This is a genomic window from Rhodococcus ruber NBRC 15591, assembly GCF_001894945.1.
In the GTDB taxonomy this organism is placed as follows: domain Bacteria; phylum Actinomycetota; class Actinomycetes; order Mycobacteriales; family Mycobacteriaceae; genus Rhodococcus; species Rhodococcus ruber.
Map to the genome: position 1 here is coordinate 96721 of NZ_BCXE01000007.1, position 21708 is coordinate 118428.

Sequence of the window (21708 nt, forward strand, 5' to 3'; positions counted from 1 at the left end):
GGTTTCGTGAGCGATGCCACCCTAACCACACTTCGGGTGCGGCAGCAGCGCAGAACCGGCGATTCGGACGCCGTGTCGGGTGTGCGGATCCGTAGTCTGAAGAGACGGCACACCCGGACCCGGAAGGGGAACTACGTGATGGCGGGCAACGAGACGGCGCAGCGGTCGGGGCTTCCCCCGTGGGCGAAGAAGGCCCTGTGGAGCGTCGCTGCCGTGCTCACGCTGGTGGCCGCGTACTTCGCGCTGGCGGCGTTCGTCCCCCGATGGTGGGCGCAGCGTGTCGCCGGGCTGGCCGACGCCGGTTTCGCTCGTGGAACGGCCTGGGGACTGCTGTTCGGATTCGTGTGCACCTTCGTGCCGTTGGCCCTCTTCGCTGCGGTGTGGCGGATCAGGACGTGGCGGCGGCATCGCGTCCTGCAGGTGGTGTTCGTCGTCGCCGCCGTCATCGTGGCGATTCCCAACCTGATGACCTCGAGCATCGTGCTGGGCAGCGGGAACGCGGCGCACGCGGGGGAGCGGATCCTCGACGTCGACGCCCCAGGATTCCGGGGCGCGACGCTCGTCGGCGCCGTCCTCGGAGCGGTCATGTTCCTCGTGTTCGCCGCTCTGAGCTTCATGTACCGCAAACGCGGTCGCGACCTCGAGCGGGAGCGGGCCCAGCAGGAGTCGGAGCTGCGAAGCGACCGTCCGGGCAGGGTGGCCGGCGCGCCGGACTAGCAGGCGACGACGAGGTGTGTCGAACACTGCGGGCGCACTCCGGCCGGCAGTGTCCAGTGCCCCCACCAGGGTTCGAAGTCACAGTGCCCCCACCAGGGCTCGAACCTGGGACCTGCGGATTAAAAGTCCGTAGCTCTACCAACTGAGCTATAGGGGCGTGGGCGCACAGTCTAACTGCATCGCGCCGGTCAACAGTATCGGACGGCCGTGCCGCTCGAAGGCTCGGGTGCGCACCCCCTGCGGCGCACCCGAGCCGGATAAAAGCATACCACTTGGTGTGTTCTGTGCGAAGACGGGAAATGCCTGGCTGTGCGCGTGCCGGTCGCCCGGCGGCTACAGTGGCGATCGGGGGGACCGCAGGTCACGTTCGGAGGCACGAACCCCCCATGTCACGTCAGCAAGAGCGGGCGCGGCGCACCCGCGCGTCCATCGTCGAATCCGCGGCGATCGAATTCGCCCGGCGCGGATACGGCGCAGCCTCGGTCAACGCGATTCTCGAGCACTCCGGGGCGACCAAGGGCGCGATGTACTTCCACTTCGATTCGAAGGAGGAGCTCGCCCGGGCGGTGCTCGCGGAGGGCCTCGACCGTTATCGGGTGATCACCGAGCGGTGGCTGCACGCGCCGGGGCTGGATCCCTTCGAGCGGTTGCACGGCCTCGTCGGAGATCTCGCCGACGCCCTGCAGGGCGACGTCATCATCCGGGCCGAGTTCAAGCTCGTGACCGAACCCGAGTTCGACGCCGAGGCGAAGCTGCGCGGCAGCTCGGTGTGGGGAGCCGCCGGCCGCCGGCTGGCCGTCGAGGCGCGGGACGCGGGGCTGGTCCGTGCCGGCGTCGACCTCGAACGGTTCCTGGGTGTGCTCGGGGCGTGCCTGGCCGGCCAGCGCTACTTCCACGATCTCACCGCGACCGACGTCGACGTGCGGGCCCGCTTCGCGGAATGCCTGGACGTGTGCCTCGAGGCGACGGCCGCGCCGGAGTGGCTCGAGCGGCGGCGCGGGGCGCCGGAGTCGCCCATGGAGGGCGAACAATCGGCGTGACCTGCTGATTTGTGAATCCGGAAACCGGTGTCCTAAGCTATCCAAGCTCCCAACGGAACGCGAACCCGTTGAGGGTGCGGGTCGGAGTAATCCGGCGGGCCCCCTTCGTCTAGCGGCCTAGGACGCCGCCCTTTCAAGGCGGTAGCGCGGGTTCGAATCCCGTAGGGGGTACGCTTGCGGAAGCAGTATCGCCGCATGCAGTACGGTTTGACCACAAGTGAAGAGCATGGCCCTGTGGCGCAGTTGGTTAGCGCGCCGCCCTGTCACGGCGGAGGTCGCGGGTTCGAGTCCCGTCAGGGTCGCAGAGTTGGCAATTGGCATTCGGTTCGGGTGCCGTCCGGCCAGGTAGCTCAGTTGGTACGAGCGTCCGCCTGAAAAGCGGAAGGTCGCCGGTTCGATCCCGGCCCTGGCCACCACACAACTTCATACGGTAGGCCCACCGCCCGGCGGTGGGTTTTCTGTGGAAATCCCCTTCGGGGATGCACACGGCCCTGTGGCGCAGTTGGTTAGCGCGCCGCCCTGTCACGGCGGAGGTCGCGGGTTCGAGTCCCGTCAGGGTCGCTTCACGGCGAAGGCCCGGTCCCGACACGGACCGGGCCTTCGCCGTCCTGCCCGGTTCAGCCGCGGGCCCGGAGTTCCCTGCGAAGAAGCTTGCCGGACACGGTCTTCGGGATCTCGTCGATGATCTCCACCAGCCGCGGGTACTTGTACGCCGCCATCCTCTCCCTGGCGAAGGCGATCAGTTCCTCCTCGGTGACCGAGTGCCCCGGACGGAGGCTGACGAACGCCTTGACCGTCTCGCCGCGGTAGCTGTCCACCACCCCCACGACCGCGGCCTCGCGCACCGCATCGTGCTCGTAGAGCACGTCCTCGACCTCTCTCGGCCAGACCTTGTACCCACCGGCGTTGATCTGGTCCTTCTTGCGGTCGACGATGTAGAACCAGCCGTGGGCGTCCATGTACCCGACGTCCCCGGTGTGGAGGGCACCCCCGGGCAGCGCGGTCGCGGTCTCCTCGGGCTTGTTCCAGTAGCCGGCGACCACCTGCGGCCCCGACGTGACGAGCTCGCCCACCTCCCCGACGGGAAGGTCGTTGCCGTCCTCGTCGACGACCCGCACGACGGTGTCGAAGGTCGGGACTCCGACCGACAGGGCGCCGGAGGCCTCGTCCACCGGAGCCCGGGTGCCGAACGGAACTGCATGCGAGGGAGAGGTGGTCTCGGTGAGGCCGTAGATGTTGTGGATGTACGTCCCCGAGAACGTCTCGAACGCCGCGACGGTGCTCGGCGGTATCGGCGCTCCGCCGGAGAAGATCTTGGTCAGCGTCTTCAGCGACTCACCGCGGGCGCCGGGAACGTTCATCAGCGCGATGAACACGGTGATCGAGCCGACCGTGAACGTCGCCTGTTCCACCGCCACCGTTTCGAGGGTCACGCCTGGGTCGAGCCGGTACATCAACACCAGGGGCGCGCCTGTCAGCAGGGCGACGGCGATGTGCCCGACGAGCCCGGTGATGTGGAACAGCGGGGCGATGCCCAGCACGACGTCGTCCGCGCCGAGTCCCACCCATTCCCGGTAGGTGCGGGCATTGAACACCACGTTGCGGTGAGTGGTCATCGCACCCTTCGGTGGTCCGGTCGTACCGGATGTGTAGGTGAGGAACGCGATGTCGTCCGGGCCGAGGGCGTGCACCGGGACGGGCCGTCCCCGGAACTCGGCCAGGAGCGCCTGCAGGTCGAGAGTGCCGGGCAGATCGAGGCGTTCGATGCCGGAGAAGATCCGCTCGTCTCCACGCGTCTGGTATTCCAGTTCGGACGTGGTGATCACGATCCGGACGGCGGTGCCGGCGACGACGTGCTGTGCGACGTCCCGGTACAGCCCCTGGAGTGCAACGAGCACGGTAGCCCCCGAGTCCAGGAGGATTTCACCGAGCTCGCGTTCCTTGTTCATGGGGTTGACGGAGACCGGGATACCGCCGGCCTTCCAGACACCGAGCTGCGCCACGACGAACTGCGGGACGTTCTGCAGGAACAGCGCCGCCCGCTCACCCGGGCAGAAGCCGTGGGCCGTCAGTGCGGCCGCGAACGCGTCGGACTGCTCGTCGAGTTCACGGCGGGTCAGGCGCCCGTCGAAGTAGCGGATGATGTCCGCGTCCGGGTCGCGAGCGACGGTGGCGCGGAACATCTCCAGCGCGTCGGTGTACTCCGGCTCGATGTGGGTCGGCAGGCCCGGCGCGTAGCGCGCGAGCCACGGCTTGCTGTCGTAGACGCCCGTGTGCGCGTCGCGGGGTCCGGCTGCGCTCATCGGATGACGACCGGATTGACCGGGGCGCCCGTGCCGCCCACGACCTTCAGCGGGGCCGCGGTGTACAGGAAGGTCCAGCGGTTGTCGGCGGCGCACGCGTCGGCGAGGTCCTCGAGCCAGGCGATCTCGGTGAGGGCGACGCCGAGATTGCGCATGAGCGCGCAGTGCAGGGGCAGCGCCACGCCACTGGCCGGGTCGGTGGTCACCTCGTTGGCGATGGTGTCCGTGACCAGGTTGGGGATCTCCCGGTTCCGGAACCATTCGACGAGTCCGCGGCTGTACGTCAGGCCGGGTTCGCAGAAATCGGCGTAGAACTCGGTGGTGTCTTCGAGGCTGTACCAGTACTTCAGCCAGCCGGTACGGATCACGAGGATGTCGCGCGGCTCGATGGTCACGCCCTGGGCGGCGGCGGCCGCCTCGAGGTCGTTGTGGTCGAAGGTCTCGCCGGCGTCGAGCCACTCCTTGCCCCGGTGGCGGGCCATATCGATCAGGATCCCCCTGCCCACGACGCCCTTCTCGGCGATCGGCAGCACCGAGGCCTTGTCCATGCTGCCGACGGTGCTGCGCGCGTCGTATCCGTTCCAGAGTTTGCCGTCGTACCAGACGTGGCCGAGGGCGTCGTACTGGGTGGAGCCCTGCAGGAAGAGGGTGGCGGTGTCGTCGGCGTAGTGCAGTCCGCCGGGGAACTGCGGGGCGTCCTCGCCGTCCCACGACGATTCGTCGAGGGTGTTGCGGCGATCGATGCCGCTGCGGCTGGGCCACAGGGGATCGCCGGGGGCCTCCTTGCGGCCCATGTGGATCTGCAGGGTGAACACGTCGCCGGACTCGACCTCGGCTATTCCGCTGAGAACCTCCTTGGTGCCGAGGAAGTTCAGAGCTCCGATCTCGTCGTCGGCGCCCCAGCGTCCCCAGTTGCTGGGGGCGTCGTCGCCGAGCAGTTCGCGCATGGACGGGGCGTCGGACATACCGTCTCCTGTTTCGGGGGTCGAGGTGCAGTTGCCGCTCACCGAGCGTTCGTACGGTAAGCGTTCGCTTATGGTGTAGGTCACATCTCGAGGTGTCAACCCGCGGAGGACGAGGGCGCGCCGCCCGCTCGTGATGCGCACCGCAGAGCCTGGGCCGGTGTCGTCTCGGCGGGTCTTCGACGGCGGAACGGGTCGCCACCCTGTACGTTCAGTTTGCACCGGACCCGGTGCGGTTCCGGCGCTGATCCGCAGGGCGGAGCCGGGTCGAGCGTCGGATGAGAACATGTTCTAGAGTGAGTTCGATCTTCCGGACGGACGCACTCCGGTGACACGACGAACGAGGTGATCTGTGCGAGTAGCTCTGCTGTCGTACCGCAGCAAGCCGCACTGCGGTGGTCAGGGCGTGTACGTTCGACATCTCAGCCGCGAACTCGCGGCACTCGGCCACGACGTCGAGGTGTTCTCCGGGCAGCCGTATCCCGAGCTCGACGACGGGGTCACCCTGGTGAAGGTCCCGAGCCTCGACCTCTATCGCGACGACGACCCGTTCCGCTTTCCGCACCCGCGGGAGATCCGCGACGCGATCGACCTGCTCGAGCTGGGCACGATGTGGACGGCGGGGTTCCCGGAGCCGTTGACCTTCAGTCTGCGCGTGGCCCGGCTGCTGCGCGACCGGGCCGGGGAGTTCGACGTCGTGCACGACAACCAGTGCCTCGGCTACGGCTTGCTCCGGATCGCGGATGCGGGCCTGCCGCTCGTCGCGACCATCCACCATCCGATCACCCGCGACCGGGAGCTGGACCTCGCGAGCGCCCCGACGCTGCGCCGCAGGATCACGTTGCGCCGATGGTACGGATTCCTGCGCATGCAGGCCCGGGTGGCGCGGCGCATCCCGACCCTGCTCACCGTCTCGAAATCCTCCGAGGACGACATCCGTACCGCGTTCGACATCCCCGACGGGCGCTTGCGCACGATCCCGCTGGGAGTGGACACCGAGATCTTCGCCCCGCCGTCGACCGAACGCGTGTCCGGCCGCATCGTGTGCGTGGCCAGCGCGGACGCACCGCTCAAGGGCGTCGCCAATCTGCTCGAGGCGGTGGCGAAGCTCCGCACCGAGCGGCAGGTCGAGCTGGTGCTCGTCACCAAGCTCGCCGCGGGCGGCGTCACCGAGAAGCTGATCGAGCAGCTCGCCATCGGGGACTCGGTACGCACCGTCTCCGGGATCGACGACGGCGAGCTGGCCGGACTGCTCGGTTCGGCGCAGGTGGCCGCGGTCCCGTCACTCTACGAGGGGTTCTCGCTGCCCGCGGTCGAGGCCATGGCCTGCGCCACGCCTCTCGTGGCGAGCCGCGCCGGCGCGATTCCCGAGGTGGTCGGCGATGCGGGCATCCTCGTGCCCCCGGGTGACAGCGAACAGCTGGCCGCGGCGCTGGCACGGGTTCTCGACGATCCCGCCGAACAGGCCCGGCTGGGGTCGGTGGCGCGGGCCCGGGTGCTCGAGCGATTCAGCTGGGCGGCCGTGGCCGCCCGGACCGCCCAGGCCTACCGGGATACCGTTGCGGCCCAGGCAGGAAGGACCGAAGTCTGATGCTGACAGTCGATTTCGACCGGCTGGGGGTCGAACCCGGTGACCGTGCCATCGACATCGGCGCGGGCGCCGGACGGCACTCGTTCGAGCTCTACCGCCGGGGCGCCGACGTGGTGGCGTTCGACCGCAGCGCGGAGGACATGAAGGCCGTCGGCGACATGTTCGCGGCGATGGAACTCGAGGGCCAGGTACCCGAGGGAGCACTGGCCCGGGCCGAGGTGGGCGACGCCCTCGCCCTGCCCTACGACGACGAGACCTTCGACGTGGTGCTGATCTCCGAGGTGCTCGAGCACGTGCCCGAAGACGACCGCGCCATCGCCGAATTCGTGCGGGTGCTCAAACCCGGCGGCGTCGCGGCCGTCACCGTCCCGCGGTGGCTGCCGGAGCAGATCTGCTGGGCGCTGTCCGACGCGTATCACGAGGTCGAGGGCGGCCACGTGCGGATCTACAAGGCCGACGAACTGGCAGCGAAGCTGACGGCCGCAGGCCTGACGGTGCGCGGCCGGGACCACGCCCATGCCCTGCATTCGCCGTACTGGTGGCTCAAATGCGCCGTGGGCGTCGACAACGACGACAACCCCCTGACGAAGGCGTATCACCGTCTCCTCGTATGGGACCTGATGCAGGGGCCGTGGCTGACGCGCACGGCGGAATCGTTGCTGAATCCGGTGCTCGGCAAGAGCGTCGTGTTCTACCTCGAGAAGCCGACGGTTCCCGTTGTCGGCCGCTGACTTCCGCCCCGGCGGGGCACGGCACGCGGTTCCGGCCGTGCCGGGAGTGCTGTCCGAGGATCAGTGCCTGCGAACCGCCCGCGCGATCGCCGACATGCAGGAGTCCTCCGGAGCGATCCCGTGGTTCCCCGGCGGTCACACCGACCCGTGGGACCACATCGAGTCCGCGATGGCGCTCACCGCCGCGGGGTTGTTCGAGGAGGCCGAGGCGGCCTTCGACTGGTCCCGTCGGACCCAGCGGCCGGACGGCTCGTGGCCCATGCAGTTCCGCGGGGACGCCGTCGAGAACCACGACGCCGACTCGAACTTCACCGCGTACATCGCGGTGGGGGTGTGGCACCACTACCTCGTCACGGGCGACACCGACCATGTGGTGCGCTTGTGGCCGACGGTGCGGGCGGCCCTCGACCATGTGCTCGAGCTGCAGGCACCCGGAGGCGAGATCTACTGGGCTCGAGGCGAACACGGCACGGCCGACGAGGCTCTGCTGACGGGGTGTTCGAGCATCCACCACAGTCTGCAGTGCGGGCTGCGCCTGTCGGAGGTGGTCGGCGACCCCCATCCGGACTGGGAGGTCGCGTGGTACCGGCTCGGCCACGTGCTGCGACGGCATCCGGAGGCATTCACCCCCAAGCCGGAGTACTCGATGGACTGGTACTACCCGATCCTCGGCGGGGCGGTGCGCGGTGCGCCGGCCCGGCAACGGATCCGGGAGCGCTGGGACGATTTCGTGGTCGGCGACATCGGCATCCGCTGCGTCGACCACCGGCCGTGGGTGACGGGTGCCGAGACGTGCGAGCTCGTCCTCGCCCTGGACGCGATCGGTGAGGCCACGACGGCCCGGATCCTGCTGGCCGCCATGCAGCATCTTCGCGACCCGGACGGGTCCTACTGGACCGGAATGGTGTTCACGGACGGAAAGCGCTGGCCCGTGGAGAAGAGCTCCTGGACCAGCGCTGCGGTCATCCTCGCCGCCGACGCGCTCTCGCGCAGCACCGCCGGCAACGGAGTGTTCCGCGACGCCACCGCACCCGCCGGATGGGTCGCCGCCGAGAGCTGTCACGAGGACTGCCGGGTGACGGTCTGAGCCGTCAGCCCGGCAGCATTCCGGCGGTGCCGGAAGTGCGTTCGAGCACGCGCAGCGAACCGGTCACCGACACCTCGGTGAACTCGCCGCTCCCGAGCGCGCGCAGGTAGACCTCGTACGGGGGACGGCCGCCGTCCTTCGGATCGGGGAACACGTCGTGGATGATCAGGGCGCCGCCGACACGCACCCACGGCGCCCAGCCCGCGTAGTCCGCCTGCGCCGCCTCACTGCTGTGACCACCGTCGACGAACACGAACGACACCGGGGTCCGCCAGAACTCCGCGACCTGGCCGGATCGTCCCAGCACCGCCACGACATGAGATTCGAGGTCCGCGTCGGCCAGGGTGTGGCGGAACCGTCCCACCGTGTCCAGATGCCCGGTGTGCGGGTCGACGAGGGCCGGATCGTGGTACTCCCATCCGGGTTGGTGCTCCTCGGACCCGTGATGATGGTCGATCGTGACGATGGTTCCCCCGGTGGCCTTCGCGGCGGCTCCGAGATAGACGGTCGAGCGCCCGCAGTAGGTGCCGATCTCGACGCCGACCCCGTCGCCGAGATACCGGACCGCGGCGTCGTGCAGGGCCGTGCCCTCGTCGATCGGCATGAAACCCGGTGTCGCCTCGGCCAGCTCGATCGTCTCCCGGGGCAGGGTGGTGCGGGTCATGATGATCGGTCTCCGTTCGTTGCGGTCCACGGTGTGCTCGGAAGCGGTACGTATCGGAACCACAGTACCCACCGGTTCCGGCGGGCCACCCGGCAAGCCGCCGGATGCAGGTCAGGCGCCGTAGCCGCCGTCGACGTCGAGGATCTGCCCGGACACGAAGTCCGCCCGGTCCGAGGCGAGGAAGGCGACGGCCTCGGCGACGTCGTGGGCGTCGCCGAAGCGTCGCAGGGGAATGTTGTTGCGCGCGACGGACAGTGCGCGCTCGTCGAGTTCGCCGGACCCGATCAGCCGGGCGGCGGTGCCGTTGGTGAGCATGCCCGGCCCCACCGCGTTGACCCGCACCCCGAATCGCCCTTCCTCGGCCGCCAGCGCCCGCACGAGGGCTTCGATCGCACCCTTCGGTCCGGCCGACAGGCCGTCCCGGACCGGGAACCGGCGGGTCGCCGCCGTCGTCACCGCGACGATGTTGCCCCGCGACTCCCGCAGCCGGGGCAGTACCGGGTGGACGAGATTGAAGAACGCGCCCGCGTCGCCCACGAGCTGGTCGCGGAACTGCGCGGGCGTCACCCGGCTCAGGTGCACCATCGGCACGTGCGGTCCCGCCGCGTGGACGAGTGTGTGCAGTGCACCGAACGTCGCGACGGCTGCGTCCACGACCCCGGCGGCCGCGGCACTGTCGCTCAGCTCCGCCTGCAGCGGCAGCGCCTTCGCCCCGAGTGTGCGCAGTTCCGCCGCCAGTGCGGCGGCGGCCCCGTCGTTGCGGCGGAACGTGAAGGCGACGTCGCTGCCGCGCTCGGCCAGCATCCGGCACACCGCCCGGCCGATCCCGCCGGTGCCGCCGGCCACGAGGGCCGCGCCCGGGCGGTCCGCGAAGTCCTGCACTGCTCACTCCTTCGGTTCTCGCGCCGCGGGGCCCCGAGCGGGCTCGGGGAACTCCCTCGGTGGGCTCACGTCTTGCGGCGCCGGGCGAGCACGCCGCCGATCATCGAGTCGAGTTCGGTGCCGAGCGGCCATCCGACATAGTGGCACAGGAACAGGGCGATCTCCTTCAGTTGCGGTTCGTCGAGTTCCTCGTTGTGGAGTGCGGCCCCGACCTGGATCTCGGCCACGTCGATCAGCCCCTGTGCGGTGAGCGCGCCGAGCAACAGCAGCCGCCGGTCGCGGATGCTCAGCCCGGGCCGGGACCAGATGTCGGCGAAGAGGTGGTCTGCGGTGACGGCGAAATGGTCGCCGGGCCCGTCCTGCATCTCCCAGCCGTACACCTGCGACATCATGTCCAGGCCGCGGCGGCGGCGGTCGTCGGTCATGCGGGCTCCTCCTGTCGTGCGTTCTCTCCCCGGCCCACCCCGAGACCCGGACCGAGGTCGCCGAGCGCGCGCGCCGCGAGGGGCAGGTCGACGCCGAGCCGAGCGCCGAGACCGAGGGCCAGCGACAGGTCCTTCTCGCCCAGCGCACGCACGTGGTCGAGGATCGGGAACCAGAAGTCGTCCGGTGGGATCGGTGCGGTGGTGTCCCGGAGCATGATCGCCCCGGCGCCCCCGCTGATCGCGTCGGTGTGGCGGACCACCTTCCCGAGCGCGGTGATGTCCAGCCCGGCCGCCTCGGCGAGCCGCTGCGCCTCCGCGGCAGCGGTGAACGACACGAAGTGCAGCAGATTCCGGGCCAGCTTCATCCGGGTGCCCGCGCCGACCGGACCGGCGTGCACGACGAGGTCGGAGAACCACGAGAACGGTTCGCGCACAATGTCGAACGCCGCGTCGGAGGCGCCGACCATCACCGCGAGCCGGCCCTGCTCGGCGCCGGGGGCCCCGCCGCTGACGGGAGCATCGACGAGCTCGAGCCCGCGCTCGGCGCATGCGGCGGCGAGTTCCACGGCGGTGGTGTCGGCGACGGTCGAGTGGACCGCGATGACCGTGCCGGGCCGCGCGCCGCCGAGCAGTCCCGCGACGACTGTGCGGACCTGGGCGTCGTCGACGACGGTGACGCACACGACGTCGCATTCGCGCGCGAGGCCGGCGGGGTCGTCGGCGGCTCGCGCGCCGGCCGCGGTGAACGGCGCGACGGCGTCGGGTCGGGTGTCGAGCACGGTGAGCCTGCCCGGCCGGTCCAGCAGTCGCTTCGCCATCGGGGCCCCCATGTTGCCGAGGCCGATGCAGCCGAGCCGGGTCACGAGCGGATCACCTGGCCGCCGTCGACGTTGAAGATCTGCCCGGTGATCCAGTCCGCCTCGTCGGAGAGCAGGAACAGGCACATGCCCACCAGATCCCCGGGGGTGCCCATCCGTTTCAGCGGCAGTCTGGAAACTATGTCCGCCACCATGTTTTCCGGTGTGACGGTGCGGGTGGCCTCGGTGTCGATCGGGCCCGGGGCGATCGCGTTGATGCGGATGTTCGAGCCGCCGAGTTCGGTGGCCAGCTGCTGGGTGAGTCCGTTGACGCCGACCTTGGCCAGGCCGTAGAAGCCGGAGTACACCCATGCGGCGGTCGACGACTGGTTGACGAGCGAGCCGCCGTTCGCCGTCATGTGCGGCCACACCGCGCGGGTGACGTTCAGCGCGCCGTCCATGTTCACGCTCATGAATTTCCTGTAGTAGTCCCACGGAACCGTCAGCAGCAGATCGAGTTTCATGCCACCGTAGATCGCGGCGTTGTTGACGACGTGGTCGATGCCGCCGAACGTCTCGACCGTGAATGCCGCGAGTTCGCCGGCCGAACCGGGATCGGACACGTCGACGGTCTTGAAGACGGCGGTCCCGCCGTCGGCGACGATCTGCTCGGCCACGTGCCCGCCGCGCTCGGTGTCGATGTCCGCCACGACGACCGAGGCGCCCTCGGCGGCAAGGGCCTTGGCGTACGCCTCGCCGATGCCCTGGGCCGACCCGGTGACGATGGCGGTACGGTCGGCGAAACGCGTTGTGCTGCGGATCATGTTCGTCAGCCTCTCTGCTTCGCCGCGGGTTCGGCGACGAGTTTGGTCTCCAGGTACTCCTCGAAGCCGGCCACACCCATCTCGCGGCCGATCCCGGACTGCTTGTAGCCACCGAAGGGAGCGTCGGCGGCGTACCAGATCCCGCCGTTGACGCTCAGGGTGCCGGTGCGGACCCCCTCGACGACCCGGCGGATCCGGTCCTCGTCGGTACCCCAGACGGCTCCGGACAGGCCGTAGGGGGAGTCGTTCGCGATGCGGATCGCCTCGTCGTCGCCGTCGTAGGGGAGGATCACGAGGACCGGCCCGAAGATCTCCTCCCGGGCGACCCGCGCGTCGTTGCCGACCCCGGCGATCAGTGTCGGTTCGACGAAGAAGCCGCGCTCGTGCTCGGCGGGGCGGCCACCGCCGACGACGATCGTCCCGCCCTCCTCGACGGCGAGCCGCAGATAGCCCTCGACCCGGGCGCGCTGGCGCTCGGAGATCAGCGGACCGCATACCGTGCCGGGGTCGTCCGGGTCGCCGGGCCGGATGCCGCGCAGCGCGTCGGCGGTGACGCGGACCGCCTCCTCGTAGCGGCCGCGGGGGACGAGCAGGCGGGTCGTGATGGCGCACCCCTGCCCGGCGTGGGTGCACACGGTGAAGGCGGCCATCGAGCAGGCGGCGCCGAGATCGGCGTCGTCGAGCACGATGAACGCCGACTTGCCGCCGAGTTCGAGGAACACCTTCTTCACGGTGTCCGAGGCGGCGCGCATCACCGACCGTCCGGTGGGGGTGGATCCGGTGAACGACACGAGATCCACCCGCGGGTCGGTCGCGAGCAGGGCGCCGAGGGCATGGTCGCTCGAGGTCACGATGTTCACCACGCCCGGCGGGATGTCGGTCTCCTCGGCGAGGATCCGGCCCACGACCGCGGCGCACCACGGCGTGTCGGGCGCGGGCTTGAGCACCATCGCATTGCCGGCGGCGAGCGCGGGGCCCAGCTTGGCGAAGTTGATCTGGTGCGGGAAGTTCCACGGGGTGATCGCCCCGACGACACCGACCGCCTCGCGGAGCACGTAGCGGTGGGTGGGGATGCCCATCGGCGCGGCGTTGCCGAGATCCTGGCGCCACGCGTAGTTCTCGGCCAGATCGGCGAAGTACCCGAGGTCGCCGACGGGGCCCTCGAGATGGGCTCCGGTGGTGAGGAATCGGGGGGCGCCGGCCTCGGCGATGGTGATCGCCCGCAGTTCCTCGAGGTGACCGCGCAGCGCATCGCGGAGCTGACGCAGGCAGCGGGCCCGGAAGGAATGGTCGCGGGACCAGCCGGTGGTGTCGAAGGCGCGACGGGCCGCCTCGATCGCGGCGTCCGTGTCGGCGGCGGTGCCGTCGGCGGCGGTGCCGAGCACTTCCTCCGTCGCCGGGTTCACGACCTCGAACGTGCCTCCCGAACCGGGAACGAGTTTGCCGTCGATGAGCAGTGCCGAGCTGCCGGTCGGAATCAGGGACATCGGTGCTTCCGTTCGTCGGGGCGGCGTGGCGGGCGGTATCGGAACGGGTCCGGCGGGGCGTCGAGTGCCGGGCGGCACGATGTGAGGCCCCTCATTTTCTGGACAGCTGTCTGGACTATAGTTCGGCCAGGGAGGTGGCGCAATGCCGCCGGACCGGCCGCGCGGCGGCAGGGACGCGCCGGCACGGGCACTCGGGACGGCCGGCAGTGTTTTCCTCCGGCGACGGCGTGGGGCCGGACTCAGGATCGCGCGGAGGCCGCGCGAGCGGCGGCCAGGGCGCCCGCGACCACGTTCTCGTAGATGCGGTCGAGGTCGAGCTCGTCGCCGAGGAAGCCGCTGCGCACGATCACGGCGAACCCGTGCATCGCGGTGAACAGGCTCACCGCGGCCTCGAGCGTGTCCTCCTCCGGCACCCCGCACGAGGCGAGCATCGAGCGGAGGGCCGAATTCGCGTCGAGGGCCGCCGCGAGCAGGGCGCTGCGGTCGCCCGGCGCCACCGTCAGCGCCTGGTAGCGGTGCGGATGCTCGGCGGCCCACGCCCGGTGCGCATCGATGAGAGCGCGCAGGCCTTCGGGCCCGCTGCGGCCCATTGCCACCCCGCGGAGCCGGGCGCCGAGCTCGGTCATCGTCCGCACCTGGATCTCACCGCGGACGTCGTCGAGTCCGCGGACGTGGTTGTAGAGCGAGGCGGTGACGATGCCGAGACGGCCGGCGAGGGTGCTCATCGTCAGCTGCTCCCAGCCGGACTCGTCCACCACCGCCGAGGCCGCGTCGATCACCTTCTCGCGGCTGAGATTCCGACGGCGTATCGGCCTGTGCTCTCCGGTCCCCATGCAGCCATCCTACGGATCTTCCATTTCAAACGAATGTGTGTAGCTTGTAAACGACGGTCATTCGTATACACGCGCGAGGTGGTCCCGTGACGGCATCCCGTATCGACCTGAAGAACCCCGACCTCTACACCGAGGGCGTCCCTCACGACGTCTTCGCCGAGCTGCGGCGCAATTGCCCGGTCTACCGGCAGGACGAGGAGGACGGACCCGGCTACTGGGCGGTGACGCGGCATGCGGACGTCACCGCGGTCTCGCGCGACAGCACCACGTTCTCGTCGGCGCTCGGCACGACGCAGATCGACGAGTTCGACGCGGAGACCCGCCGCAAACAGGCGGCGATGCTCGTCAACCTCGATCCGCCCGAGCACACCCGGTTGCGCCAGCTCGTCAGCCGCGGATTCACTCCCCGGGCGGTCCGGACGCTCGAGGGACACATCCGCGACATCTGCAACCGCGTCGTCGACGATCTCGTCGAGCGGGGCCGCGACGGCGCGGTCGTCGACTTCGTACCGGTGGCCGCCGCTCCGCTTCCGCTCGAGGTGATCGCCGCCCTGCTCGGCGCACCCGGGGAGGACGTCGACAGGCTCTGCGACTGGTCCGACCGGATGATCGGGTTCGACGACCCGGAATTCGGCAACACCCGGGCCGACGGAGAACTCGCCGCCGAGGAGATCTTCCTGTACGCCAACGAGATCGCCGCGGCGCGCAGGGCGGAGCCGCGCGACGACATCGTCTCCCGGCTCGTCCGGCCGGACGAGAACGGTGACACGCTGACCGAGATGGAGTTCGACATGTTCTTCGTGCTGCTGGTGGTGGCCGGGAACGAGACGACGCGCAACGCCGCCGCCGGCGGCATGCAGGCCTTCGTCGACCATCCGGAGCAGTGGCGCCGCCTGCAGGCCGAGCCGGAACTCGCCGCCGGTGCGGTCGAGGAGATCCTCCGGTGGGTCACCCCGGTGATCGGGTTCCGCCGCACGCCGACGTGCCCGGCGACGATAGGGGGCCAGCCCGTCGAGGCGGGGGACAAGGTGGTGGTCTACTACCCGAGCGCGAACCGGGACGAGGACGTTTTCGAGGATCCGCACGTCTTCGACATCGGGCGCACCCACAATCCGCATGTGGCGTTCGGCGGCACCGGGGTGCACTTCTGCCTGGGTGCGCACCTGGCGCGGCTGGAGTTGCGGATCCTGTTCGAGACGCTCGCACGCCGGATCGAGCGCGTCGAGCCCGCGGGCCCGGTCCGGCGGTTGCGCTCGAACTTCGTCAACGGCATCAAATCCATGCCCGTACGCGTGTACCCGAAGGGGTGACCGGTGTACGGAGGCCGTTGCCCCGGACAGGCGACCGTAGTAATGTCCAGACACGTGTCCAGAAATGTGAATCTCGAATCCACCCGCCGCCGTCTCACCGAGAAGCAGGCCGACACCGTGGATCGCCTGACGCGCGCTGCCGTGGAGGTCCTGCGGGAAGAGGGGTTCGCAGGACTGACCGTACGCAACGTCGCCGCCCGGGCCGGTGTCGCACCGGCGACCGCCTACACCTACTTCTCGTCCAAGGAACACCTTGTCGCCGAAGTGTTCTGGCGCCGGCTCGCCGCCTCGCCCGAACCCGAGGCGGCCACGACCGACCGCGTCGCCCGGGTGGTCGCGGTGTTGCGCAACGTCGCGCTGATGATGGCCGACGAGCCCGAACTCGCCGGCGCGGTCACCAGCGCACTGCTCGGCCGCGACCCCGACGTCGAACACCTGCGCGCCCGCATCGGCCTCGACATCCGGGCGCGGCTCGCCACCGCGCTCGGCCCCGACGCCGATCCCGACGAGATCGAGGCGCTGGAAATGCTCTACGCCGGCGCCCTCGTCCGCGCGGGCATGGGATACGAGACCTACGAGAAGATCGCCGATCGGCTGGAGACCTCCGCCGCACTTCTATTGGAGTAGCGCATGACCCAGGCTTCGCTCGAACCGCTCCTGTTCGATCCCTACGACTACGGCTTCCACGAGGATCCGTACCCGGTCTACCGGCGTCTGCGCGAGGAGGCGCCGCTCTATCGCAACGACGACCTCGGCTTCTGGGCCCTGTCCCGGCACGCCGACGTCGTCGCGGGCTTCCGCGACCACACCAGGCTCTCCAGCGCCAACGGGGTCTCCCTCGACCCGTCGGCCTACGGACCCCACGCCCACAAGGTCATGTCGTTTCTCGCGATGGACGACCCCCGCCACATGCGCATGCGCCGGCTCGTCTCGAAGGGCTTCACCCCGCGCCGGGTCGCCGACCTGCGCGGCCGCATCCTCGAGCTGACCCTCCGATACCTCGACACCGCCTTGGGCACGGGCGAATTCGACTGGATCGCGGAGTTCGCGGGCAAGCTCCCGATGGACGTCGTCTCCGAACTGCTGGGTGTGCCCGAGGCCGACCGCGCCGAACTGCGCCGGCTGGCGGATCTCGTGGTCCACCGGGAGCAGGGCGTGCTCGACGTGCCCGTCGCGGCGATGGAGGCGTCGCTGAACCTCGTCGGCTACTACGCGGACATGCTGGCGCAGCGCCGCACACACCGGACCGAGGACCTCACCTCGGCCCTGCTCGACGCCGAGGTCGACGGAGACCGCCTCGGCGACGACGAGATCATCGGCTTCATGTTCCTGATGGTCGTCGCGGGCAACGAGACCACCACCAAACTTCTCGGCAACGCGCTGTACTGGGGTGCGAAGAACAAGACCGAGCTGGCCGGCGTCCTCGGCAACCCGGACGCCGTCTCCGGTTGGGTGGAGGAGACACTGCGCTACGACACCTCCAGCCAGATCGTCGCGCGCACCGCCGCCACCGACATCGAACGGCACGACGGCACCATCCGCGCGGGCGACAAGGTACTGCTGCTCATCGGTTCGGCAAACCGCGACGCCGAGGTGTTCGCCGATCCCGACACCTTCCGCATCGGCCGCGACAGCGCGTCCAGGATCGCCAGCTTCGGTGGCGGCGTGCACTTCTGCCTCGGTGCCCACCTCGCGCGCCTCGAGGCGAACATCGCGCTCGAACAGTTCGCCGCGCGCGTCGCCGACTACGACGTCGACTTCGACCGTTGCGAGCGCGTGCACTCGACCAATGTCCGAGGCCTCGCGGCCCTGCCCGTAGAGGTGACCCGGCGCCATGCCTAGATTCGAGCCCAATCCGCCGCGCCGGCCCGCGATCGTCGGCGGCGCCTCCTCCGGCATCGGTACGGCCACCGCGTTCGCACTCGCCGCCCTCGGTCACCCGGTCGCCCTCGGCGCCCGGCGCGTCGAACAGTGCGAGGCCCTCGCGGAGAAGATCCGCGGCGAAGGCGGCGAGGCCGTCGCGCACTTCCTCGACGTGTCGTCCACCGACTCGGTCGACGAGTTCGTCACCGCCGCCGAGAACGCCCTGGGCCCCACCGAGATCGTCCTGTCCGGCGCCGGCGACATGGATTTCCGGCTCGTGCACGAGATGGATCCGGACCGGTTCGAGTTCCAGGTGAACGTCCACCTCGTCGGCACGCAGCGTCTCGCCCATCGCGTGCTCCCCGGGATGATCGAACGGCGCCGCGGCGACTTCGTCGTCATCGGTTCGGACTGCGCCGACGTCGCGCGGCCCCGCATGGGCGCCTACGTCGCCGCCAAGACCGGTCTCGAGGCGCTCGTGCGCCAGATGCGGATGGAACTCGAGGGCACGGGGGTTCGCGCGTCGGTGGTGCGTCCCGGCCCGACACAGACCGGGATGGGGCTCGACGCCCCCGCGGAGGTCATCGAGCCGCTGCTCGCCGACTGGACCAGATGGGGCTTCGCCCGGCACTCCTACTTCCTCCGCGCCTCCGAGATCGCGAACGCCGTCGTCGCCGTCGTGTCGGCCCCGCGCGGAACCCACCTGGTACTGACCGAAGTGCAACCGGAAGCGCCGCTGCTGAAGGACTCTCGGGGAAAGGACCCTGAATGACCACGATCGTCACTCCCACGCGTGTCTCGGGGGGGCGAGCACGAACACGGCCACCTCGAGGAGCTGCGCACCGACCCCATCGGACTGATGCAGCGCGTCCGCGACGAGTGCGGCGACGTGGGGGTCTTCCAGCTCGCCGACCGCAACGTCGTGCTGCTCTCCGGCGCGCGGGCCAACGAGTTCTTCTTCCGCTCCGCCGACGAGGACCTCGACCAGCAGGCCGCGTACCCGTTCATGAAGCCGGTCTTCGGGGAGGGTGTGGTCTTCGACGCCAGCCCCGAGCGCCGCAAGGAGATGCTGCACAACTCGGCGTTGCGCGGCGAGCAGATGAAGGGTCACGCGGCCACGATCGAGCGCGAGGTCCGGGACATCGTCGAGGGCTGGGGCGACGAGGGCGAGATCGACCTGCTGGAGTTCTTCGCGGAGCTGACGATCTACACGTCCTCGGCCTGCCTGATCGGCAAGAAGTTCCGCGGCCAGCTCGACAGCCGGTTCGCGCGCCTGTACCACGACCTGGAAAAGGGCACCGACGCGCTCGCCTTCGTCGACCCCTACGCGCCCATCGAGAGCTTCCGTCGCCGCGACGAGGCTCGTCGCGGGCTGGTCGCCCTCGTCGAGGAGATCATGGTCGATCGCATCGCGAACCCGCCCCGAGGCAGGGAGGACCGCGACATGCTCGACGTCCTCGTCTCGATCGAGGACGAGGACGGCGCCAAGCGGTTCAGCGCGGACGAGATCACCGGCATCTTCATCTCGATGATGTTCGCCGGCCACCACACCACGTCGGGAACGGCGGCCTGGGCGCTGATCGAGCTGCTGCGCAATCCGGAGTACCTGCGCGGGGTCACCGACGAGCTCGACGTCCTCTACGCCGACGGTGAGGGCGTGAGTTTCCATGCGCTGCGGCAGATCCCGCTGCTCGAGGCGGTACTGAAGGAGACGCTGCGGCTGCACCCGCCGCTGATCCTGCTGCTGCGCGTCGCGCGCGGCGAGTTCGAGGTCGAGGGTTACCGGATCGGGGAGGGCGATCTCGTCGGCGCCACCCCGGCGATCTCCAACCGCATCCCGGAGGACTTCCCGGAGCCCGATTCCTTCGATCCGGGCCGCTACATCGATCCGCGGCAGGAGGACATCGTCAATCGCTGGACCTGGATTCCGTTCGGGGCGGGCCGGCACCGGTGCGTGGGCGCAGCGTTCGCCCTCATGCAGCTCAAGGCGATCTTCTCGGTCCTGCTGCGGGACTACAAATTCGAGATGTCCCAGCCGTCCGGAACCTACCGCAACGACCATTCCAAGATGGTGGTTCAGCTCGCGCAGCCGTGTGCGGTGCGCTACCGCCGTCGGATGTGAGGACACCCGCCGTGAAAGTGGAAGCAGACCTCGACCTGTGTCAGGGGCATGCGATGTGCGCGCTGGAAGCACCGGACGTCTTCGACGTTCCCAAGCACGGCACGGTCCGGATCCTGATGGACGACATACCCGAAAACCTGCGCGGCGACGTCGAATCCGCCGTCCGGTACTGCCCCACCCGAGCCCTCCGCATCGTCGAGGACTGATCCCGAGGAGACACGTCATGGCACCGTTCGACCGAGCAGAACTCGACGAGATGATCGAACGCTGGATCGGAGCGAACATGAAGGCCGAGGCAGCCGGCGACTGGAAGCCCCTGGCCGAGATGTACACCGAGGACGCGACCTACGGTTGGAACTACGGCCCGAAGGACGACTTCATGGCCGTCGGAAGGGCGGAGATCCGCGAACTCGCCCTCGGCCAGGAGATGGCCGGTCTCGAGGGATGGCAGTACCCCTACCAGCGGTTCGTCGTGGACGAGCGGACCGGCGACGTCATCGGCTTCTGGAAGCAGGTCGCCGACGCGACCCGCGACGACGGATCACACTACGAGGTGTACGGCTTCGGCGGCAGCTGGTTCCGTTACGGCGGGGACTTCCAGTGGTCCTGGCAGCGCGACTTCTTCGACTTCGGCAACGTCTCCCACCTGTTCCTGGAGATGATCACGGCCGGCACCCTGTCCGACGGCATGAACAGGCGGATCGAACGGTCGACGTCGACGAAACGCCTGCCCGGCTGGTACCCGGCCGGACAGGCACCGGTGCCGCTGTGGTGAGCCCGGTGAACGTCCGCGACTCGTTCGCCGCGCTCACCCGGTCGGACCTCGCCGTCCTCGTCCCCGAACTGCTTCTGTGCGGCCAGCTCGTCGACCGGTCCGGGATGGCCCACCTGATCTCGGCGTTCGGACGGCAGGGGATGGCCGAGGTGGCCGTCGAGGAGTGGCAGGCGTCGAGCCCGTGGTACACCCGGCGCATGCAGCGCGCCCTGCGGTACGAGGGCGACGGCGTCGAGACGATCTTCAAGGGGCTGCAGCTCGACATCGGTGCGCCGCCACAGTTCATGGACTTCCGGTTCCGCGTCGACGACCACGACCACGGCGAGTTCCGGCTCGACCACTGCGGCGCGCTCATGGACGTCGAGCCGCTGGGCGAGGCGTATGTGACGGCCATGTGCCACGACATCGAGGACCCCACCTTCGACGCGACCGCCCTCGCCACCAACCCGCACGCGCAGGTGCGGCCGATCCACCGGCCCCCGCGCCGGCCGGCCGACCGCCACCCGCACTGCGCGTGGACGGTGACGATCGACCCGTCGCACGTGCCGCCGGAGACCGCCCCGCACACCGAGGCGATCGGCCGTACCGCGGCCGTCGCGGTGGAACTCGGTCCGATCGACCCGGCGGACGAGGGACGCGGCGACTACTCCGGCCCCCTGCTCTCCGACCTGCGGTTCGCGGACTTCTCGCACTCGGCCCTCGTGCGGATCGCGGAGGAGGTGTGCCTGCAACAGCATCTGCTCACGCTGGGCTTCCTTCTCGGCGTGCGCAAACGCACCGACGAGGACACCGCGCTGTCCCTCGCCCGCAAGCAGCTGACCGGCATCGCGGGGCTGGCGTCCGAGCGGCTACGCGACGCCCTCGGCCTGCCGCGCGACGTCGAAGGACTGGCGACGGTGCTCTCGGTCCACCCTGTGTTCGCGCCGAGGCAGTACGTCGATCGCGAGATCAGTTGGGAGCCCGGCAGGCTGCACCTGCGCCTCGGGCGGTCCGGGGGTGCCGACGCGGACGGATCGTGGCCCACCCTGATCGACGGGGACCACCTCGGGCCGTTGCAGGCGCTGGTGCGCGGCGTCGACCCGCACTTCACCGCGCGCGTGGTGTCCGAGGACGCCCACGCGCTCACCGTCGAGGTGATCCGCGAGGCCGAACCCGCGAGCGAGTGCGGCGAGGTCGCGATCACCCGCTTCAGCACCGGCGCGACCTTCGCGTTCGCCGACCGGGGAATCCCCCTGCCGCTCACCGTCGTCTGAACGCCCCGCCCCCATCCGTCCGGCCCGTACCGGCCGAATGTC

General features: G+C 69.8%; 22 protein-coding genes and 5 tRNA genes. 17 read left to right on the plus strand and 10 right to left on the minus strand.

Annotated features, from left to right (window positions below; all coding sequences use genetic code 11):
* Window positions 1-138: 138 nt before the first annotated feature.
* Window positions 139-717, plus strand: coding sequence for a hypothetical protein (locus tag RR3_RS06100; protein WP_010593884.1), 579 nt, complete (start codon window positions 139-141; stop codon window positions 715-717).
* An 84-nt stretch (window positions 718-801) separates the two neighbouring features.
* Here the strand turns inward: RR3_RS06100 and RR3_RS06105 are convergent.
* A tRNA-Lys gene (locus tag RR3_RS06105) sits at window positions 802-874 on the minus strand.
* 229 nt (window positions 875-1103) lie between these two features.
* Between RR3_RS06105 and RR3_RS06110 the strand changes: the two genes are divergently transcribed.
* The 5 genes from RR3_RS06110 (at window position 1104) to RR3_RS06130 (ending at window position 2318) form a co-directional block, all read left to right on the plus strand.
* Window positions 1104-1757, plus strand: a complete 654-nt coding sequence (locus RR3_RS06110) for a TetR family transcriptional regulator (RefSeq protein ID WP_010593885.1) — start codon at window positions 1104-1106, stop codon at window positions 1755-1757.
* A gap of 98 nt (window positions 1758-1855) precedes the next feature.
* A tRNA-Glu gene (locus RR3_RS06115) sits at window positions 1856-1928 on the plus strand.
* A 57-nt stretch (window positions 1929-1985) separates the two neighbouring features.
* Window positions 1986-2059, plus strand: a tRNA-Asp gene (locus tag RR3_RS06120).
* Window positions 2060-2096: 37 nt separating this feature from the next.
* A tRNA-Phe gene (locus RR3_RS06125) sits at window positions 2097-2173 on the plus strand.
* 71 nt (window positions 2174-2244) lie between these two features.
* A tRNA-Asp gene (locus RR3_RS06130) sits at window positions 2245-2318 on the plus strand.
* A gap of 56 nt (window positions 2319-2374) precedes the next feature.
* Here RR3_RS06130 and RR3_RS06135 read toward each other — a convergent pair.
* Both RR3_RS06135 and RR3_RS06140 read right to left on the minus strand, forming a co-directional pair.
* On the minus strand, window positions 2375-4060 hold the full coding sequence (locus RR3_RS06135; protein WP_010593886.1) for a class I adenylate-forming enzyme family protein: 1686 nt from the start codon (window positions 4058-4060) through the stop codon (window positions 2375-2377).
* The gene (locus tag RR3_RS06140) at window positions 4057-5025 is read right to left on the minus strand and encodes a cyclase family protein (RefSeq protein ID WP_059174890.1); all 969 of its coding nucleotides are present in this window, start codon (window positions 5023-5025) and stop codon (window positions 4057-4059) included. Before RR3_RS06140 ends, RR3_RS06135 begins: the two co-directional genes overlap by 4 nt.
* A 349-nt stretch (window positions 5026-5374) precedes the next feature.
* Here RR3_RS06140 and RR3_RS06145 point away from each other — a divergent pair, with 349 nt between their 5' ends.
* The 3 genes from RR3_RS06145 to RR3_RS06155 are packed head-to-tail and all read left to right on the plus strand — an operon-like array spanning window position 5375 to window position 8431.
* Window positions 5375-6613, plus strand: coding sequence for a glycosyltransferase family 4 protein (locus RR3_RS06145; protein WP_026137807.1), 1239 nt, complete (start codon window positions 5375-5377; stop codon window positions 6611-6613).
* Window positions 6613-7344 (plus strand): class I SAM-dependent methyltransferase, encoded by a 732-nt coding sequence (locus RR3_RS06150; protein ID WP_017680902.1) that lies wholly within the window; start codon window positions 6613-6615, stop codon window positions 7342-7344. The genes RR3_RS06145 and RR3_RS06150 overlap by 1 nt, the downstream gene beginning before the upstream one ends.
* On the plus strand, window positions 7331-8431 hold the full coding sequence (locus RR3_RS06155; protein ID WP_017680901.1) for a glucosidase family protein: 1101 nt from the start codon (window positions 7331-7333) through the stop codon (window positions 8429-8431). Before RR3_RS06150 ends, RR3_RS06155 begins: the two co-directional genes overlap by 14 nt.
* Before the next feature lie 4 nt (window positions 8432-8435).
* Here the strand turns inward: RR3_RS06155 and RR3_RS06160 are convergent, their stop codons facing one another.
* The 7 genes from RR3_RS06160 to RR3_RS06190 form a co-directional block, all read right to left on the minus strand.
* Window positions 8436-9095 carry a class I SAM-dependent methyltransferase gene (locus RR3_RS06160; RefSeq protein WP_026137805.1) on the minus strand — a complete coding sequence of 220 codons (660 nt, stop codon included), beginning with the start codon at window positions 9093-9095 and terminating at the stop codon, window positions 8436-8438.
* 111 nt (window positions 9096-9206) lie between these two features.
* Window positions 9207-9977 carry an SDR family NAD(P)-dependent oxidoreductase gene (locus RR3_RS06165; RefSeq protein ID WP_072786360.1) on the minus strand — a complete coding sequence of 257 codons (771 nt, stop codon included), beginning with the start codon at window positions 9975-9977 and terminating at the stop codon, window positions 9207-9209.
* A gap of 65 nt (window positions 9978-10042) precedes the next feature.
* Window positions 10043-10402, minus strand: a complete 360-nt coding sequence (locus RR3_RS06170) for a carboxymuconolactone decarboxylase family protein (RefSeq protein ID WP_010593893.1) — start codon at window positions 10400-10402, stop codon at window positions 10043-10045.
* Window positions 10399-11265, minus strand: coding sequence for an NAD(P)-dependent oxidoreductase (locus RR3_RS06175; protein WP_017680898.1), 867 nt, complete (start codon window positions 11263-11265; stop codon window positions 10399-10401). Before RR3_RS06175 ends, RR3_RS06170 begins: the two co-directional genes overlap by 4 nt.
* Window positions 11262-12023, minus strand: a complete 762-nt coding sequence (locus RR3_RS06180; protein WP_017680897.1) for an SDR family oxidoreductase — start codon at window positions 12021-12023, stop codon at window positions 11262-11264. The genes RR3_RS06175 and RR3_RS06180 overlap by 4 nt, the downstream gene beginning before the upstream one ends.
* A gap of 5 nt (window positions 12024-12028) precedes the next feature.
* On the minus strand, window positions 12029-13510 hold the full coding sequence (locus RR3_RS06185) for an aldehyde dehydrogenase (protein WP_017680896.1): 1482 nt from the start codon (window positions 13508-13510) through the stop codon (window positions 12029-12031).
* Between the two features lie 239 nt (window positions 13511-13749).
* The gene (locus tag RR3_RS06190) at window positions 13750-14343 is read right to left on the minus strand and encodes a TetR/AcrR family transcriptional regulator (protein WP_064065865.1); all 594 of its coding nucleotides are present in this window, start codon (window positions 14341-14343) and stop codon (window positions 13750-13752) included.
* 86 nt (window positions 14344-14429) lie between these two features.
* On the opposite strand from RR3_RS06190, the gene RR3_RS06195 reads away from it, so the two are divergent.
* From RR3_RS06195 to RR3_RS06230, 8 genes are all read left to right on the plus strand, one after another.
* Entirely contained in the window at window positions 14430-15653 is a 1224-nt protein-coding gene (locus RR3_RS06195) for a cytochrome P450 (protein ID WP_010593899.1), read from the plus strand.
* 66 nt (window positions 15654-15719) lie between these two features.
* Window positions 15720-16280 carry a TetR/AcrR family transcriptional regulator gene (locus tag RR3_RS06200; protein WP_064065864.1) on the plus strand — a complete coding sequence of 187 codons (561 nt, stop codon included), beginning with the start codon at window positions 15720-15722 and terminating at the stop codon, window positions 16278-16280.
* 3 nt (window positions 16281-16283) lie between these two features.
* Entirely contained in the window at window positions 16284-17495 is a 1212-nt protein-coding gene (locus RR3_RS06205) for a cytochrome P450 (RefSeq protein ID WP_017680892.1), read from the plus strand.
* Window positions 17488-18288: an SDR family oxidoreductase gene (locus tag RR3_RS06210; RefSeq protein WP_010593902.1), complete on the plus strand. Its 801-nt coding sequence runs from the start codon at window positions 17488-17490 to the stop codon at window positions 18286-18288. Before RR3_RS06205 ends, RR3_RS06210 begins: the two co-directional genes overlap by 8 nt.
* A gap of 21 nt (window positions 18289-18309) precedes the next feature.
* The gene (gene cyp51 / locus RR3_RS06215; protein WP_064065863.1) at window positions 18310-19638 is read left to right on the plus strand and encodes a lanosterol 14-alpha demethylase; all 1329 of its coding nucleotides are present in this window, start codon (window positions 18310-18312) and stop codon (window positions 19636-19638) included.
* 11 nt (window positions 19639-19649) lie between these two features.
* The gene (locus RR3_RS06220; RefSeq protein ID WP_010593905.1) at window positions 19650-19844 is read left to right on the plus strand and encodes a ferredoxin; all 195 of its coding nucleotides are present in this window, start codon (window positions 19650-19652) and stop codon (window positions 19842-19844) included.
* Between the two features lie 17 nt (window positions 19845-19861).
* A complete protein-coding gene (locus tag RR3_RS06225) occupies window positions 19862-20413 on the plus strand; it encodes a Cif family virulence factor (RefSeq protein WP_017680889.1) in 552 nt (183 codons plus the stop codon).
* Complete coding sequence (locus tag RR3_RS06230) at window positions 20407-21666, plus strand: hypothetical protein (protein WP_064065862.1); 1260 nt, start codon at window positions 20407-20409, stop codon at window positions 21664-21666. Before RR3_RS06225 ends, RR3_RS06230 begins: the two co-directional genes overlap by 7 nt.
* Window positions 21667-21708 lie beyond the last annotated feature (42 nt).